Consider the following 16,192-nt stretch of genomic DNA (forward strand, 5'->3'; position numbering starts at 1 on the left):
TGCTTGGGCAAACAATGTTCGATAAGGGCGAATTGCTCGGGTGTGATCTCCATGGTCAGCAGTGTCATTCATCCGAACCATTCATTCAATTAGTGTTAATACTCCCTAGTTCGAACTTTCCGTCACATCCGCGCCGCCGTCTCCGGCAGCTCGATCTTGACCTGCAGCACTTCCAGTTCGTCCTGGCGCTCGAAGTGCACCTTGAGGTCGTCGGGGTTGATGTGCACGTACTTGGAGATCACCGCCACCAACTCGCGCTGCAGCGCCGGCAGGTAGTCGGGCTGGCCGGGATTGCGTCCGCTTCTCTCGTGCGCAAGGATGATCTGCAGCCGCTCTTTCGCGACCGAGGCGGTCTTCTTCTTTTCACCCAACAGGAAGGAAAGCAGGGACATGGCAGCTTACCTCCCGCCAAACATGCGCTTGAAAAAGCCCGGCTTCACGGCATCGGTGAAGCGCATCGGCTTGTCCTCGCCGAGGAAGCGCGCGATCACGTCCTTGTAGGCTTCCGACACTTCGGTGCCAGTCAGGTGAATCGCAGGCAAGCCCTGGTTGGAGGCCTGCAGCACGTTCTCGGATTCGGGGATCACGCCGATGAGCTTGATGCGCAGGATGTCCTGGATGTCGGTGAGGCTCAGCATCTGCCCGTCTTCCACGCGATTGGGGTTGTAGCGCGTGATGAGCAGATGCTCCTTGATTGGTTCGCTGCCTTCGATGGCACGTCGGGTCTTGGAAGACAGCATGCCGAGGATGCGGTCCGAATCACGCACGCTGGAGACTTCCGGGTTGGTCACCAGCAGCGCCTCGTCGGCAAAGTGCATCGCCGCAAGCGCGCCGCTTTCAATCCCGGCGGGCGAATCGCAGACGATGTATTCGAAGCCCATTTCGGAGAGGTCCTTCAGCACCTTCTCCACGCCTTCCATCGTCAGCGCCTCTTTGTCGCGCGTCTGGCTGGCGGCGAGGATGAAGAGGTTCTCGAGTTGCTTGTCCTTGATCAGCGCCTGGTTGAGATTGGCCTCGCCCTGGATCACGTTGACGAAGTCATACACCACGCGGCGCTCGCAGCCCATGATGAGGTCCAGGTTGCGCAGGCCGACGTCAAAGTCGATCACGGCCGTCTTGTGTCCGGCGAGCGCCAGGCCGGCGGCGAATGCGGCGCTGGTGGTGGTCTTGCCCACGCCCCCCTTGCCGGAGGTCACGACGACGATTTTGGCCATGGGTATGGTTTCCTTGGATGGTTCAGAGGGGTTCGAAGATCAGCTTTTCGCCGTCAAGGCGCACCTGCGCTGCCTTGCCGCGCACGTCTTCGGGCAATTCGTTCTCGGTCGTGCGGTACATACCGGCAATCGACACCAGCTGCGGCTCCAGGCAGGTGGTGTAGATGCGTGCATTGACGTCGCCACGCGCGCCCGCCATGGCGCGACCGCGCAGCGGGGCATACACGTGGATGCTGCCGTCGGCGATGACCTCGGCGCCAAAGCTCACGATGGCCAGCACCACCAGGTCGCCACGGGCATAGATGCGCTGACCCGAGCGCACGGGCTTGTCGATCACCATGGCGGGCGCGGCAGCGACGGGCACCTCGCGCACGACTTCCACTTCATGCACCACTTCCTGCGCAGCCGGCGTGGCGCGGCGCAGGACTTCAGGGGGCGCCTGCACCAGCCCGCACTCCAGCGCCGCCTGCATCTGCGCCGGATTGCCGCCACGCACGGCCACCGGCCGGGTGCGGTGTTCGCGCAGCAGGGCGAGGAGAGAGGCGAAGTCGATCGGCTGCTCATCCTGCGCCACGGCAGCGAGGTCTATCAGCACCAGGTCGTCGTCGAAAAACGATTGGTCGTCCTTGCGCTGGCGTTCCAGCTCGGCGGCCAGCTGGGCGCCGTCCGTGCTCTTGAGCACCACCGCGACGACGGAGAGCTGGGCACTCTTGAGCTCAAAGCTGGTGCGGGTAGGGCCCGCGGATTCGACGGCCATGTAGCAGGGGGAACTGGGTGCAAAAAGCAAACCCGTGAAGTGTACTGTGCAGCCGTACGGCTGCTGCCTTGGAGACCGGCAACGGGCGGCATGCACACGCATAATCACCCGATGCCTGTTGCACGCAAAGAAAATCTGGACACCCTTGCCACCACGCTGCTGCTCGGTTGCTGTCTCTACTGGGGATTTCAGCAGGTGCTCTCCAAGGCAACGATCACCGAGGTGGCGCCGCTGTACCAGGCGTTCTGGCGCTTCGGGTTGGGAACGGTTGTGCTGCTGCTGTGGTGCCGCGTGCGCGGCATCTCGCTTTCGGGGGCACAAGAGCCTGCGGGCGCGGCGCGCGCCGGGTTGCTGGCCGGCCTGCTGTTCGCCACGGAGTTCGCCGCGCTGTTCCTCGCGTTCAAGTACACCACCGCCTCGCGCGCCACGATCTTTTTGTATTGCTCGCCGTTCTGGGTGGCGCTGGTGCTGCCGCATTTCGTCAAGAGCGAGCGGCTCAACCGCGTGCAATGGCTGGGGCTGGTCTGCGCCTTCTTCGGTGTGCTGCTGGCGCTGAGCGATGGCTGGCGCACCGATGACGCGGCGCATGCCAACGCCTGGTGGGGCGATGGGCTGGCCTTGCTTGCGGGTCTGGGCTGGGGGTTGACTACCTGCGTGCTGCGCGCCTCTCCGCTGCAGCATGTGCGGCCCGAGAAGCAACTGCTGTGGCAGATGGGCGTGACCACGCTGATGCTGCCCGTGTTGTCGCTGCTGCTGGGCGAGCGCTGGCAGCTGGATTTCAGCGCCTTTGCCTGGAGCTCGCTCCTGATCCAGGGCTTGATCGGCGCGTTTGCGAGCTATCTGGTGTGGATGTGGCTGCTCACGCGCTATCCGGCCACGCGCATGTCGGTATTCGTGTTTCTCACGCCGGTGTTCACGCTGGTCGTCGGCGCTCTCTGGCTGCGCGAGCCGGTGACAGCCACCTTGCTGGCGGCGCTGGCACTGGTGGCGGGCGGCATCGTGCTGGTGAACCGCAAGAGTGGCCCTGTCAAAGCAGCCGCATGAACCGCCACCTGCTGCTGCTCACGCTGTGCCAGGGCCTGTTCCTGGTCAACAACGTCACCTTCATCGCGATCAACGGGCTGGTGGGCTTGCAGCTGGCGCCCCACGGCTGGATGGCGACGCTGCCCATCATGGGCTACGTGGTGGGCGGGGCGCTGGCCACGCCTCTCGTGGCGCGCACGCAAATGCGCTGGGGGCGGGGCGGCTCGTTTCAGATCGGCCTGGTGGTGGCGCTGGGCTCGGCGCTGCTGGCAGCGTATGCAGCGCAGACACGGCACTTCTGGCTGCTCAATCTGGCGACCGTGATCGCTGGCTACTACAACGCCAACGGCCAGCTCTACCGCTTTGCCGCCGCCGAGCTGACGCGCCCCGACTGGCACGAAAAAGCCGTCTCGCTGGTGCTCGCGGGCGGGCTGCTGGGCGCGGTGGTCGGGCCCAACATGGCGGCCTGGACGCGCACGCTGCTGCCTACGCCCTTCGTCGCCGCCTATCTGACGCTGGCGTTGGTGGCCGTGGTGGCGATGGGCGTGATGGCGCTGATCGAATTTCCGCCTGCGCCGGTGGTGCAACGCCACGCGCCGCAGGGTCGGCTGCTCGCCGAGATCATGCGCCAGCCGGTGTTCATCGTCGCCACGCTGGGCGCGGCCATAGGCTATGGCGTGATGAACCTCCTTATGGCTGCGACGCCGCTGGCCATGCAGGTCTGCGGTTTTGAGTTTGCCGCCACAGCCTCGGTGCTGCAGTGGCATGTGATCGGCATGTACGCGCCGGGTTTTTTCACCGGCCACCTGATCCGGCGCTTTGGCACGCTGAATGTCATGGGCGCGGGCGTGCTGTTGAATGCGCTGTGCGTGGCGATTGCACTGTCCGGCGTCGAGCTGCAGCACTTCATGAGCGCGCTGATCCTGCTGGGCGTGGGCTGGAATTTTCTCTTCACCGCCTCGACCACGCTGGCGCTCTCGGCCTATCGCCCCGAGGAAAAAGATCGTGCGCAGGCGGCGATCAATTTCTGTGTATTTGCCACGATGGCAGTGACCTCATTCAGCTCGGGTGCGCTGGTGACGACCCAGGGCTGGGGCTGGCTCAACGTCGGCTCGATACCGGCGCTGGTGCTGATGGCAGTGGCGCTGGCGTGGCTGAAATGGGGACGCGCGGACAGGGCCTGAACGCACGCAGCCAACGGCGCAGTGGGGCAGCCTGAAGTCCGAACCGTTGGCCAGACAGATCGGAAACTCTCGCGGAGCCTGCACCATGATGCGAATCCTGATCTCCCTGCTGCTGTGGATGCAGCTGCCAATGCCCGCCCAGGCGGAGCTTGTCCTCGTGCCCCGCTCGGCCTTGGGCGCATACATGATTGGCCAGCAGATGGGCGACGGCGTGTCGCAGCTGGCGGGTGGGGTCATGGATCTGCAGCGCTATTCGGGCGATTCGCTGGCCGGGTACGCCCAACTTGATGCCTGGCGCAAGGAGCTCGAATCCTGTGGCAACTGCGCCGAGCGAGCCAGCCTGCTGGCCAGGATGCGGCAGTTGCAGGCGCATCTGATCGGTGAGAACGGTCCGTTGTGCACGACCATCGACGTGATGAAAGAGTCGCCCATCACCAAGGACGCCTCTGCCCTGACCGCGATCGGCAATGTGGGCGGCGTGTCGCAGGTGTGCGAGCGCTACAAGCGGGAGCTCGAGATCAACGAGATGCAGGAGGCAACGAAAAAGGCGCGGCAGGATTTCGACCGCAAGATCAAGGCGGGAGATCTGTCCGCCTACGCCGCAATGGGTGACTGGATCGGCGTCGCGTTCGAGAAGAGCCGCGTCATGTCCGATGAAGACCGGCGGTATTTTTCCTGCTGGTATTTTTTCGAGGGGGCGCGCAAGGGCGATGTCGGATCGCTGGTTTCCTTGTCCGGGAAATGTACGTTGGATCGGCAAGAGCACCAGGAAGTGGCGCGCATGCTCGTCGCCTGCGTGCAGAAGGCGGCGACGGACGATCGCTGCGCGGACACGCTCGATACATTCGCCCGCGCGTATGCGAGTGCCCGGCCGGCCCGGCTGCGCTATCCCGTCGACGCCGATGACAAGGAGGCGCTCAGACTGAGGGAGGAGGTGCTGCGCCATTGGGAGCGGCGCGCCGCCGCCCATCCGCAGGATGCCCGCGTGCAGGCAAGTCTGGCAAGCGCACGCCAGCAGGTGCAGGCGCTCAAGAGCGATCGTGCGCCGGCGCCCGCTGCCGGAACACCTGAGCGGGCAGAGATCCATGCGTTCATGCGGCAATGGTGCACGGGCATTGCCGAGCGGGCCGGGCGCAGCGACATGCTGGTCTACGACTGCAGCTGCTTCGTGCGCGAGACCGACAGACACATCACCGAAGGGCGCATCGTCTGGGCCCGGACTCAGCGCGAGGGCATCTTCGACATGGACCTCGTCGACGCCTGCGTCGATCGCGCGGCGACCGCGAGCGCTTGGGTGGGCCAACTCGCGAACTCGTCGCCGGCCGCTGCCGCAGGGCAGGATTACCTCGCGTGCGCGCACCGTGCGATCGCGCAGGACATCCCGCTCGACCGCCTCAAGCAGCGCTACGCGGCCGGCTGGAAAGGCTTTGTCGACCCGCTGTGCAACGCTGCGACACCGGCCGCGACACGGGCGGGGCCCGCCGCGAGCCGGTCGCTGCAGTCACCACCAGGCCAGAGCGCGACGGGCCGCATGCGCCAACCATTGCCCGAGGTTGCCGCGGCGCAGCCACGGACGCCGCGGATCGATCCCGCGCAGCGCAGGTGCGAGATCCTGCTGCACTCGGTGCAGCGCATGGAGGAGGCGAGCGCGGCCCAATCCGCGCGCCGTGCCGGGCGTCTGGAGAGCGCCCGGGCCCAGTATCAGCGTAGCTGCGGGGGGTAGGGAGCCGCCCGCCCCGGGCTTTGGCGTTGCGTTTGCTGCAGCATGCTGATGCGGGCGCGTGCGGCAGGCGGAAGGTTCTTGCAAGCTATTGTTCAAGTAGCTGTCAACGCACACTGGTCAAGCGTCGGAGCCAATTTTCGCTATCAATTCCCCGGCCTGCACTACGCCCCCCACCTGGGCGATGCAGCGCAGCCGCCCGGCGCAAGGGGCGAGCACAGCCGTCTCCATCTTCATCGCTTCCATGGTGGCGATCTGCTCGCCCTGCTGAACCTGATCGCCCTCGGCGCGGTGCCAGCGCACCAGGTTGCCGGTGAGGGGGGCGAGCACGTCGCCAGGCGCGTGTGTTGGCACGGCGACGGCCATGGGTGCGACGGGCGGCATGGCGGCACCCGCGAGCGCCAGCCCCACCGGCAGGCCCAGGCGCATACGCTTGCCGTCCAGCTCGATCCAGGTGCGCGTGAGTGGCGCGTAGTCCTCCGGCTCCGGGCGCGCGGCGGGCTCGAATGGCGCGGCCATTTCGGTTTCTATCCAGCGCGTGTGCACCGCAAAGCCGTGCTCGGCGGTGAAGGCCGGGTCTTCGACAACCGCGCGGTGAAACGGCAGCACGCTGGCGATGCCCTCGATCTGGAACTCGGCCAGCGCCCGGCGCGCGCGCACGAGCGCCTGCTCACGCGTCGCGCCGGTCACGATGAGCTTGGCGATCAGTGAATCGAAGCTGCCGGGCACGGTGCAGCCCTCATGTACACCGCTATCGAGGCGCACCCCCGGGCCACTGGGCGCATCAAAGCGCGTGATGCGCCCGGGCGTCGGCAGGTAGCCGCGGCCGGGGTCTTCGGCGTTGATGCGAAATTCGATCGCGTGGCCGCGCGCGGGCGGGGTGTCGGTGAACGAGAGCGGCAGGCCGTCGGCCACGCGCAGTTGCTCCAGCACCAAATCGATGCCAGTGGTTTCTTCCGTCACCGGGTGCTCGACCTGCAGACGGGTGTTGACTTCGAGGAAGGAGAGTTGCCCGTTCTGGCCGAGCAGGAATTCCACCGTGCCTGCGCTCTCGTAGCCCGCAGCCTGGCAGATGTCGCGCGCAGCGCGGCAGACGGCGGCGTGCTGCGCGTCGGTGAGGAAGGGCGCGGGGGCTTCTTCGACCAGCTTCTGGTTGCGCCGCTGCAGCGAGCAGTCGCGCGTGCCGACGACGACGACGTGGCCATGGCGGTCGGCGAGGATCTGCGCCTCGATGTGGCGCGGCTGATGCAGGAACTGCTCGACGAAACACTCGCCACGGCCAAACGCGGCGGTGGCCTCGCGCACGGCGGAGTCGTAGAGTTCGGCCACTTCTTCGATGCGCCACGCGACTTTCAGCCCGCGCCCGCCGCCGCCAAAAGCCGCCTTGATCGCGATCGGCAGGCCGTGTTGCCGGGCAAAGGCCAGCACCTCGGCGGCGTCCTTGACCGGGCCAGCGGTGCCCGCGACCAGCGGCGCACCCACTTTGAGCGCGATGGCGCGCGCTGCCACCTTGTCGCCGAGCTGGGCCATGGTGACCGGGCGCGGGCCTATCCACGCCAGGCCCGCATCCAGCACCGCCTGGGCGAAGTCGGCGCGCTCGGAGAGGAAGCCGTAGCCGGGGTGCAGCGCATCTGCGCCGCTGCGCCGGGCGATGGCGAGCAGCTTGGCAATGTCGAGATACGTATCCGCCGCGCGCGTGCCTTCGAGTGCCCAGGCTTGATCCGCCGCCTGCACGTGCAGCGCGTCGGCATCGGGGTCGGCATAAACGGCGACTGAGCGTACGCCGTAGTCGCGGCAGGCGCGGGCGATGCGGATGGCTACTTCCCCGCGGTTGGCAATCAAAACCTTGGTGATCATGGGTCAACCCTCTTTAAAAGATGCGATGACGCGAAAACGCAGCAGGCAGCCGACGGGAATTTGCGCGGCCAACGAGCGGTGGTGGCGGGCGAGCACCGCGATGACGGGATAGCCGCCCGTCAACGGGTGATCGGCCAGGAAAAGCACCGGCTGGCCGCTGGCCGGCACCTGGATCGCGCCGATGACCGTGCCTTCGCTGGGCAGCTCGTCGTGGCGGGCGCGGGTGAGCGGCGCTGCGCCCTGCAACCGCATGCCGACGCGGTTGGATTGCGGGGTGACCTGCCAGGGCTGGATTGGCAGCAAGGCGATCGCCTCGGGCGTGAACCAGTCGGTGCGGGGGCCGAGCAGCACGTCGAGCAGCACTTCATCGCCCGCACGCGGGAGCGCAGGGTGCGGCGCTTCGGGCGGCGCGCAGGCGGCGAGGGCGTGGGCAGCGATCGCGTGGCCTGCGAACAGGCGCTGACCGGTGTGCAGCGCGGCAGGGCCGACATGCGCCAGGGTATCGGTGGCGCAACTGCCGAGCACCGCATCGACCTGCCAGCCACCACGCACCGCGAGGTAGCAGCGCACACCCGCGACGGGCGCGCCGATGCGCAGCACGTCGCCCGCATCCAGCGCGATGGCGGCGTGATTCGGCACGGGCCAGGCGCGGCCGTCGAGGGCAGTCAGGTGGAGCGGCGCATCGGCTCCTGCAACGGCCAGCGTGGCGCGGCCCAAGGCGCGCAGCTGCAGGCCGCCGAGCAGGTTTTCCAGCACCGGCGCATCGGGCGGGTTGCCGACAAGGCGGTTGGCCTGGTGCATCGCGGGCCGGTCGAGCGTGCCCGATGCGGAGATGCCCAGGCCCGCGAGGCCGTGGCGGCCCTCGTCCTGGATCAGGGTTTGCAGACCGGGGTTGATAATTTCGATAGCTGACAGCGATTGTTGGGTAAGCTCTGGAGACCGATTTCGCTTGTAAATTTCGGCATCCAACTCCTTCCCCCTCTGGGGGAAGGTCGGGATGGGGGCTGCTGGCGCATCCACAGCCGCGTGCCCATCCAGGCGCTGCTGGCCCTCACCCCTGCCCTCTCCCAGAGGGAGAGGGGGAGAGACCCGGGAGGCGCTTGAGCCGGGGACTCCCTCGCCCCTTTGGGGAGAGGGTTGGGGTGAGGGGTTGCCCCCCGCCACCACCATGCGCCCCGTCTCCACAAACCGCACCTGAAACCCCGGCTGCACCAGCGCGGGTTCGGCGCGCGCCAGGTCCCACAGCGCGCACTCGGTGGTGCCGATCAACTGCCAGCCGCCCGGGCTGGCGCTGGGGTAGATGGCGCTGAAATCCCCCGCCAGCGCGACCGAGCCCGCAGGCACGCGCGTGCGCGGCGTCTTGCGCCGGGGGATCTGGGTGAAGAGCGCATCGCCCCCGGCGAGGTAGACAAAACCCGGCGCAAAACCGGCGAATGCGGCCTGCCAGGGCTGGCCGGTGTGGCGCGCCACCAGTTCACGCGCGCTCACGCCCAGGTGTTCGGCGAGTTCTGCCAGGTCTTCGCCGTCGTAGCGCACGGGAATTTCGACGATGCGCCCGGGCGGCGGCGGCTCGGCGGCGTGCGCGGCAAGCGCACTTGCGGTGCGGCGCAGCGTGGCGATGAGCGCGGGGGGCGCAAGCAGCTCGGGATGGAAATGCACCAGCAACGTGCGCGCGGCGGGCACGAGCTCATGCACATCTGCGATCGGCTGCGTCTGCAGCGCGCGGTAAAGCGCCAGCGTGTGCGCCAGATCCGCCAGCTCCACGAGCAGCGCGGCATCACCTGCAGGCAGAATGCGCATCACCGCCCCGCAGCCGATGCAGAGGCCACGAACGGCGCGAGCGGCACCCCCGCGGCGGTCAGGTGCGCGCGGATGCGCTGGGCCATCGCCACTGCGCCTGGGCTGTCGCCGTGCACGCAGATCGAGTCGGCCTGCAGCCGGATGCGCTTGCCGCTGATGGACGTGATCTCGCCCGTCTGCACCCACTGCAGCATGCGCTCGGCCACCGCATCCGCATCGTGCAGCACCGCGCCGTCCAGTCGGCGCGAGACCAGCGTGCCGTCGTCGTTGTAGGCGCGGTCGGCAAAGGCCTCGGCCACCACGGTGAGGCCGCGCTCACGCGCCCGCTCTATCAAGGGCGAGCCGGCCAGTCCCAGCAACGTGAGCGTGGGGTCGGTCGCCAGCAGCGCGGTGATCACGTCGCCACCCTGGCGCTCGTCGTGCGCAATGGTGTTGTACAGCGCTCCGTGCGGCTTGACATAGGTGATGCGCGTGCCTGCCGCCGCAGCCAGCCCCTGCAGCGCGCCGACCTGGTAGATCACGTCGGCCACCAACTCGGCGCTTGTCGGATCCATATTCCTGCGCCCGAACCCCACCAGATCCGGGTAGGCCACATGCGCGCCAACGCTCACGCCGTGCGCGGCGGCGTTTTTCAAGGTCTGCAGGATGCCCGCCGGATCGCCCGCATGAAAGCCGCAGGCCACGTTGGCGCTGGTGACGATGGCCAGCATCGCCGCATCGTCGCCCATGCGCCAGGCGCCGTAGCTCTCGCCGAGATCGCTGTTGATGTCCATGGTTTTCCCCAATGCGTGTGTCGCGCATTTTTACCCGTTTGCGCCGCCGCACCGCTACCATCGGTCATCTTTCAACGACAACCGGGAGACAACGATGAAACGTCGCGACTTTTGCACCACCGGCGCTGCACTGGCTGCCGCTGGGCTTGGCTTGCCCACGCTGGCGCAGGCCGAAACCAAATGGGATTTCGCCACCGCCTACCCGGCGATCAATTTCCACTCCAAGAACAACCAGCAGTTCGTCGATGACGTTGCCGCCGCAACCAAGGGCGCGCTCAAGATTCAGCCGCACTTTGGCGCGTCGCTGTTCAAGATGCCCGAGATCAAGCGCGCGGTGCAGACCGGCAACGCGCAGATGGGCGAGTTCTTCCTCGTGAGTTTCCAGAACGAGTCACAGATCTTCGGCGCCGACGGCCTGCCCTTTCTCGCCAAGGATTACGACGATGCCTTCAAGCTCTACCAGGCCCAAAAGCCGTTTCTCGAAGCCGCGCTGGACAAGGCCAACCAGGTACTGCTGTACTCGGTGGCCTGGCCGCCGCAAAACATCTACAGCACCAAGCCGATCAACTCCGCCGCTGACCTCAAGGGCCTGAAGTGGCGCGTGTATTCGCCCACCACCGCACGCATCGGCGAACTGGTGGGCGCAACGCCGGTCACGATCCAGGAGGCGGAACTGGCGCAGGCGCTGGCTACCGGCGTGATCGAGGGCTTGATCACGTCCAGCGCCACCGGCGCGGACAACAAGCTCTACGAGCACCTGAAGTACTTCTACGAGGTGCAGGCCTGGATCCCGAAGAACGCCGTCACGGTGAACAAGAAGGCCTTCAGTGCCTTGCCCAAGGCTGAGCAGGACGCGGTGCGCCAGGCGGCCGCGGCAGCGGAAAAGCGCGGCTGGGAGTCGTCGCGCGAAGTCAACACGCGCTCCATCGAAACGCTGAAAAAGGGCGGCATGCAGGTGCTCGCGCCGTCCGACCAGCTCAAGGCCGATCTGGTCAAGGTGGGCGAGGTCGTGACCAAGGAGTGGGTGGAGAAGGCCGGCGCCGACGGCAAGGCACTGCTGGACGCCTACAACAAGAGCAAGTAAAGCCGCGGGCGGGCGCGCACCCACGGCCCGCCACTGCGCCCTGCCCCTGAATTGGAAAGCTGCCGATGCGCAAATGGCTTGATCGCCTCTACCTGGCCAGCGCCTGGCTTGCGGGGCTGTGCATGGTTGGCGTGCTGGCAATGGTGGCGCTCACCATCGCCAGCCGCTTCTTCGGCTTTTCCGCCGCGGGCAGCGACGCCTATGCGGGCTATGCCACGGCGGGCGCGGGTTTCATGGCGCTCGCCAGCACGCTGAAAAAAGGCGAACACATCCGCGTGACGCTGCTGCTGGGCGCGCTCAGGGGCGGGGCGCACAAGGCGCTCGAAGTGCTGGCACTCGCGATCGCCACGCTGCTCGCGGGCTTTCTCGCGTGGTATTCGGCCTACCTCGTCTGGCAGTCGTGGGAGATCAACGACATCTCGGTCGGCATCGACGCCACGCCGCTGTGGATCCCGCAGATTCCGATGGCGCTGGGCACGCTGATCTTCTTCATCGCCTTCTGCGACGAGCTGGTGCTGGAGTTGCGGGGCAAGCGCGTGGCGGCAAGCCAGGAGGATGCGCACCATGAGTGAAATCGCCGCCAGCGCCACGCTGCTCGCGGTGCTGTTCGCGCTGCTCGCGGGCGGCGTCTGGGTGGGCCTGACGCTGGCAGGCGTGGCCTGGTTCGGCATGGCCTTCTTCACCGCGCGCGCGGCGGGCGACGCGATGGCCGTGACCATCTGGGGCTCGAGCAGCAGCTGGACGCTCACCGCGCTGCCGCTGTTCGTCTGGATGGGCGAGATCCTCTACCGCACCAACCTCTCGGCCAACATGTTTCGCGGCCTGGCGCCCTGGGTCAACAAGCTGCCCGGGCGGCTGCTGCACGCCAACGTGGCCGGCTGCACCATCTTCGCGGCGGTCTCGGGCTCGTCGGCCGCGACCTGCGTGACGGTGGGCAAGATGAACCTGCCCGAGCTGCTCAGGCGCGGCTACCCCGAGGCGCAGGTCATAGGCACGCTGGGCGGTCCGGCCACGCTGGGGCTGCTCATTCCGCCATCGATCATCCTCATCATCTACGGCGTCTCGGCCGAGCTCTCGATCGCCAAGCTGTTCATGGCCGGCGTGCTGCCGGGGCTGCTGCTGGCGGCCCTGTTCAGCGGCTGGATCATGCTCTGGGCGCTGCGCCACCCCGATCAGGTGCCCAAGGCGGATGCGGAACTCACGTTCATGCAAAAGCTGGCCGAGGCGCGCCACCTGATTCCGGTGGTGCTGCTCATCGTTGCGGTGATCGCGTCGATGTACACCGGCATCGCCACCGCCACCGAGGCGGCCGCGATCGGCGTGCTGGGCGCGCTCGCGCTCTCGGCGTGGCAGCGCTCGCTCACCTGGCAGAACTTCCGCGATGCGCTCATGGGCGCAACGCGCCTGTACTGCATGATTGCGCTGATCCTGGCGGGCGCGGCGTTTCTGACGCTCGCCATGGGCTACATGGGCCTGCCGCGCCAGCTCGCCGAGTACGTCGGCAGCCTGCACCTCTCGCCCGCGATGCTGATCGTCGCGCTGGCCATCTTCTACATCGTGCTGGGCTGTTTTCTCGACGGCATCTCCACCATCGTGCTGACCATGGGCGTGGTGCTGCCTATCATCCAGGCCGCAGGAATCGACCCGCTGTGGTTCGGCATCTTCCTCGTGATCACGGTGGAGTCGGCGCAGATCACGCCGCCGGTGGGCTTCAACCTCTTCGTGCTGCAGGGCATGACCGGCAAGCAGATCACCTGGATCGCGCGCGTATGCCTGCCCTACTTCTTCCTGATGGTGCTGATGCTCGTCATCCTGTGGTACTTCCCGAGCCTGGCGACGGCGCTTCCGGGCAAGATGTAGCCCGCCTGCGCCACTTGCGGGCGACAGCGCCATCCGCCCGCCTGGCCCACAATCGCGGCCTTTCCTCGCACCTTGCCCGATGCTGCGCTACCTGAACACCATACGCCTGCGCGCCACGCGCATGTTCCTCACCGTCGCCGCCATCATGGTGCCGGTGATGGTGCTCGTGTATGTGGCCGAGCGCCTGGGGCTGGTGCGGCTGGCGGGCGAGCTGCTGGCCCCGGCCATGGCGCTGATGCAACTGCCGGCCGAGGCGGGCATCGTCTGGGCCACCACGGTCATCACCAATATTTACGGCGGCATCGCCGTGCTGGCGGCGCTTTCGGGCGAGCTGCAATTGAACGGCGCGCAGATGAGCGCGCTGGGCTCGATGATGCTGTTCGCGCACAACCTGCCGACCGAACAGGCGGTGGTGCGCGGCGCCGGGGCCAGCGCCTTGTTCACGGGCGGTCTGCGCCTGCTGGTGGGCGCGGCCTATGGCGCGGCGGTGGCCTGGGTCTGCCACCTTGGCGGCTGGCTGCAGGAGCCCGTCTCGCTCGCCTGGCTGGCCAGCGACGGCGCGGTGCGCTCCGGCCCGCCCGATGTGCTGCCCTGGGTGCTCTCCACCGCGCGCTCGCTGCTCTTGATCTGGCTCATCATCTGTGTGCTGGTGGTGATGCTGGATGCGCTGGAGCGTCTGGGGGTCACGCGCTGGCTCACGCGCAAGCTTGCGCCGGTGCTGCGCCTCACCGGCCTGAGCGAGGCGGCGGCGCCGCTCACCACCATAGGCATGCTGATGGGTCTGGCCTACGGCGGGGCGCTGCTCATCGAGGCGAGCGAACGCGAAGGGCACGACCGGCGCACGCTGCTGCTGGCGCTGTGCTGGCTGTCACTCTTTCACGCGGTGCTGGAAGACACGATCCTGATCGCCGCGCTGGGCGCCAATCTGTGGGTCATCCTGGTGCTGCGCGGGCTGGTGGTGCTGGCCATCATGATGGCGCTGGCGTTTGCGACGCGCCCCGGCACGCGCTGGGGGCGCAGGCTGGCCGCAGCGGGCTAGTCCACTGCCGGACGCAGCACGATCTCGGTGATTTCCGAAGGCGTGCCCAGGCGCAAGATGAGCCCGTGCCAGAGCCCGGTGCCACGGCTCACGTACAGCGGCATGCGACCCACCTGGTACAGCCCCGCCAGGAAGCCGTGGTTGGCCCATTTCGTCAGCAGGTTCACGCCCCAGATCTGCCCGCCATGCGTATGGCCCGAGAGCTGCAAGGCGACCCCGGCAGCCGCATGCTCGGGCGCGGCGCCGGGGCGGTGCGCCAGCACCAGCACAGGCACGCCTGCGGGCGCGCCCGAGAGCGCCGCCTTCAGGTCGGGCGGCGCCTGGCCGAAGGCGCTCGCCTGCGGATCGGTCAGGCCCGCCACCACCAGGCGCGCGCCGCCATGCTGAATCACCACATGGCGGTTTTCCAGCATCGGCAGGCCCATGGCCTTGAACGCCGCCATCCAGCCGGGGTAGTCGACGTAATACTCATGGTTGCCTGGCACGGCGAGCACGCCATCCCTGGCATGAAAACCCGCGAACGGCGCAACATCCGCCGCCCGCTCACGCGGCGCGCCGTCCTGCAGGTCGCCGGTGATGACGATCAGATCGGTCTGGAGCGCATTGGTCTTGTCCACCACCGCCTGCTGCCATGCGGCGGGCAGCAGTGGCGTGGCGTGCAAGTCCGACAGTTGTGCGATGCGATAGCCGTCAAACGCGGCGGGGAGGCCCGGCACGGCGATCTCCACGCGCTTGACCTCGGGCAGTTTCAAGCCCTGCCAGCTGCCCCAGGTGGCGAGCAGCAAGGCCACGGCGCCCAGCGCCATCGAAACGCGCGCACTGGTGAGCCAGCGCCGTCCTTGTGTGCGTAAGGCGATGGAGAGCACGCCGCCCAGCCCATCGCGCGCCAGCAGCAGCAAGGCCAGCAGCAGAAAGCCGCCAAAGGCCCAGCCGACGACGACGGTCACCGCGTGCGGCCAGGTGATGTCCGACAGATGGCCCGAGGACCAGACCACGAGCAGGTAGTACTCGGCCAGCGGCAGCAGCGCCAGCGCGGCGGTCACCCGCCCCCGGCGCCCGATGGGGAGATGGCGCACGAAGCGCAGCACCACGTAGAGCCAGGCCAGGCCCATCACCGAAATCACGCCCAAGGCCATGGATTTCCCGTCAAAAAGTCAAAACGCGCAAGGATAGTGCGCATCACGCCGACAAACGCCTTGATCCGAATTCGACAGGCTCCAAGGGTATCCATGGTGGCGGATTCACCCGATTTCAACGATGCTGCGAGCGCTTTCCACCCTCACTGTTGAAGGAGATGCAATGGCTGCAGCCAGTGTCGGCGCCTGCCTTTCAGGCGCCTGGGATCTGTTCAAGAAAGACGTCGTCACCCACGTGGTGGTCTGCCTCGCGGTGGCGATCGTGAGCAGCATCAGCGCCGGGCTGCTCGCTGGTCCGATGCTCGTGGGCTATCTGCGCATGATAGCGAGAGCGGAGCGCGGGGAAACGGTGCAGATTACCGATGTCTTTCGCGGATTCGACGATTTCGTGCCCGCCTTCGTGGCCGGTCTGATTAGCCTGCTGGTGCTCTCGGTCGGCTTCATGCTGTGTTTCATCCCCGGCCTGCTGGTCATGGCGCTGCCCACGGTTGCCTTGTTCATCGTGGCGCAAGGCGAGCGCGATGGCGTGGCCGCTTTCAATCGCGCGTGGAAGGTGGTCACGCAGAACCTGGGATCGGCCTTCTGGTGTGCGCTGGTGCTGGGCATCGTCGGCGGCGTGGGCTCGCTGGCCTGCGGCGTGGGGGTATTCCTGACCGTGCCCCTGGCGGTGATCGGTTCGTACTACATGGCGCGTCAACTGGTCGGCGATGTACCCGCACCCATCGCCATCGAGCAGGCCTGAAGC

The 16,192-nt window shown here is 67.2% G+C and carries 15 protein-coding genes; 8 read left to right on the forward strand and 7 right to left on the reverse strand.

What is annotated here, in order from left to right; translation table 11 throughout:
• Positions 1 to 122: 122 nt before the first annotated feature.
• The 3 genes from minE to minC are packed head-to-tail and all read right to left on the reverse strand — an operon-like array spanning position 123 to position 1,971.
• Positions 123 to 392, reverse strand: a complete 270-nt coding sequence (gene minE / locus ABS45_RS11530; protein ID WP_291555675.1) for a cell division topological specificity factor MinE — start codon at positions 390 to 392, stop codon at positions 123 to 125.
• Between the two features lie 6 nt (positions 393 to 398).
• Positions 399 to 1,214 (reverse strand): septum site-determining protein MinD, encoded by an 816-nt coding sequence (minD, locus tag ABS45_RS11535; RefSeq protein ID WP_291555676.1) that lies wholly within the window; start codon positions 1,212 to 1,214, stop codon positions 399 to 401.
• Positions 1,215 to 1,236: 22 nt separating this feature from the next.
• Positions 1,237 to 1,971 carry a septum site-determining protein MinC gene (gene minC / locus ABS45_RS11540; RefSeq protein WP_291555677.1) on the reverse strand — a complete coding sequence of 245 codons (735 nt, stop codon included), beginning with the start codon at positions 1,969 to 1,971 and terminating at the stop codon, positions 1,237 to 1,239.
• 111 nt (positions 1,972 to 2,082) lie between these two features.
• On the opposite strand from minC, the gene ABS45_RS11545 reads away from it, so the two are divergent.
• The 3 genes from ABS45_RS11545 (at position 2,083) to ABS45_RS11555 (ending at position 5,901) form a co-directional block, all read left to right on the forward strand.
• Positions 2,083 to 3,015 (forward strand): DMT family transporter, encoded by a 933-nt coding sequence (locus ABS45_RS11545; RefSeq protein WP_291555678.1) that lies wholly within the window; start codon positions 2,083 to 2,085, stop codon positions 3,013 to 3,015.
• Positions 3,012 to 4,178 carry an MFS transporter gene (locus tag ABS45_RS11550; protein WP_291555679.1) on the forward strand — a complete coding sequence of 389 codons (1,167 nt, stop codon included), beginning with the start codon at positions 3,012 to 3,014 and terminating at the stop codon, positions 4,176 to 4,178. Before ABS45_RS11545 ends, ABS45_RS11550 begins: the two co-directional genes overlap by 4 nt.
• 85 nt (positions 4,179 to 4,263) lie before the next feature.
• A complete protein-coding gene (locus ABS45_RS11555; RefSeq protein WP_291555680.1) occupies positions 4,264 to 5,901 on the forward strand; it encodes a hypothetical protein in 1,638 nt (545 codons plus the stop codon).
• A gap of 117 nt (positions 5,902 to 6,018) precedes the next feature.
• On the opposite strand, the gene ABS45_RS11560 is transcribed toward ABS45_RS11555, so the two are convergent.
• The 3 genes from ABS45_RS11560 to ABS45_RS11570 are packed head-to-tail and all read right to left on the reverse strand — an operon-like array spanning position 6,019 to position 10,328.
• The gene (locus ABS45_RS11560) at positions 6,019 to 7,752 is read right to left on the reverse strand and encodes a biotin carboxylase N-terminal domain-containing protein (protein WP_291555724.1); all 1,734 of its coding nucleotides are present in this window, start codon (positions 7,750 to 7,752) and stop codon (positions 6,019 to 6,021) included.
• 6 nt (positions 7,753 to 7,758) lie between these two features.
• Positions 7,759 to 9,555: a 5-oxoprolinase/urea amidolyase family protein gene (locus tag ABS45_RS11565; RefSeq protein WP_291555681.1), complete on the reverse strand. Its 1,797-nt coding sequence runs from the start codon at positions 9,553 to 9,555 to the stop codon at positions 7,759 to 7,761.
• Positions 9,555 to 10,328 carry a 5-oxoprolinase subunit PxpA gene (locus ABS45_RS11570; protein ID WP_291555682.1) on the reverse strand — a complete coding sequence of 258 codons (774 nt, stop codon included), beginning with the start codon at positions 10,326 to 10,328 and terminating at the stop codon, positions 9,555 to 9,557. Before ABS45_RS11570 ends, ABS45_RS11565 begins: the two co-directional genes overlap by 1 nt.
• Positions 10,329 to 10,422: 94 nt before the next feature.
• Between ABS45_RS11570 and ABS45_RS11575 the strand changes: the two genes are divergently transcribed.
• The 4 genes from ABS45_RS11575 to ABS45_RS11590 all read left to right on the forward strand — a co-directional run bounded on the left by ABS45_RS11575 (position 10,423) and on the right by ABS45_RS11590 (position 14,311).
• The gene (locus ABS45_RS11575; RefSeq protein WP_291555683.1) at positions 10,423 to 11,412 is read left to right on the forward strand and encodes a TRAP transporter substrate-binding protein; all 990 of its coding nucleotides are present in this window, start codon (positions 10,423 to 10,425) and stop codon (positions 11,410 to 11,412) included.
• 65 nt (positions 11,413 to 11,477) lie between these two features.
• Positions 11,478 to 11,984 carry a TRAP transporter small permease subunit gene (locus ABS45_RS11580; protein ID WP_291555684.1) on the forward strand — a complete coding sequence of 169 codons (507 nt, stop codon included), beginning with the start codon at positions 11,478 to 11,480 and terminating at the stop codon, positions 11,982 to 11,984.
• On the forward strand, positions 11,977 to 13,272 hold the full coding sequence (locus ABS45_RS11585) for a TRAP transporter large permease subunit (RefSeq protein WP_291555685.1): 1,296 nt from the start codon (positions 11,977 to 11,979) through the stop codon (positions 13,270 to 13,272). Before ABS45_RS11580 ends, ABS45_RS11585 begins: the two co-directional genes overlap by 8 nt.
• A gap of 79 nt (positions 13,273 to 13,351) precedes the next feature.
• Positions 13,352 to 14,311 (forward strand): hypothetical protein, encoded by a 960-nt coding sequence (locus ABS45_RS11590; protein ID WP_291555686.1) that lies wholly within the window; start codon positions 13,352 to 13,354, stop codon positions 14,309 to 14,311.
• Here the strand turns inward: ABS45_RS11590 and ABS45_RS11595 are convergent.
• Positions 14,308 to 15,447 carry a metallophosphoesterase gene (locus ABS45_RS11595; RefSeq protein ID WP_291555687.1) on the reverse strand — a complete coding sequence of 380 codons (1,140 nt, stop codon included), beginning with the start codon at positions 15,445 to 15,447 and terminating at the stop codon, positions 14,308 to 14,310. The two genes, ABS45_RS11590 and ABS45_RS11595, sit on opposite strands and share 4 nt — an antisense overlap.
• A 163-nt stretch (positions 15,448 to 15,610) precedes the next feature.
• Between ABS45_RS11595 and ABS45_RS11600 the strand changes: the two genes are divergently transcribed.
• Complete coding sequence (locus ABS45_RS11600) at positions 15,611 to 16,189, forward strand: hypothetical protein (protein ID WP_291555688.1); 579 nt, start codon at positions 15,611 to 15,613, stop codon at positions 16,187 to 16,189.
• The last annotated feature ends 3 nt before the right edge of the window (positions 16,190 to 16,192 follow it).

The organism is Comamonas sp. SCN 65-56, assembly GCF_001724135.1.
Classification (GTDB): domain Bacteria; phylum Pseudomonadota; class Gammaproteobacteria; order Burkholderiales; family Burkholderiaceae_C; genus Comamonas_C.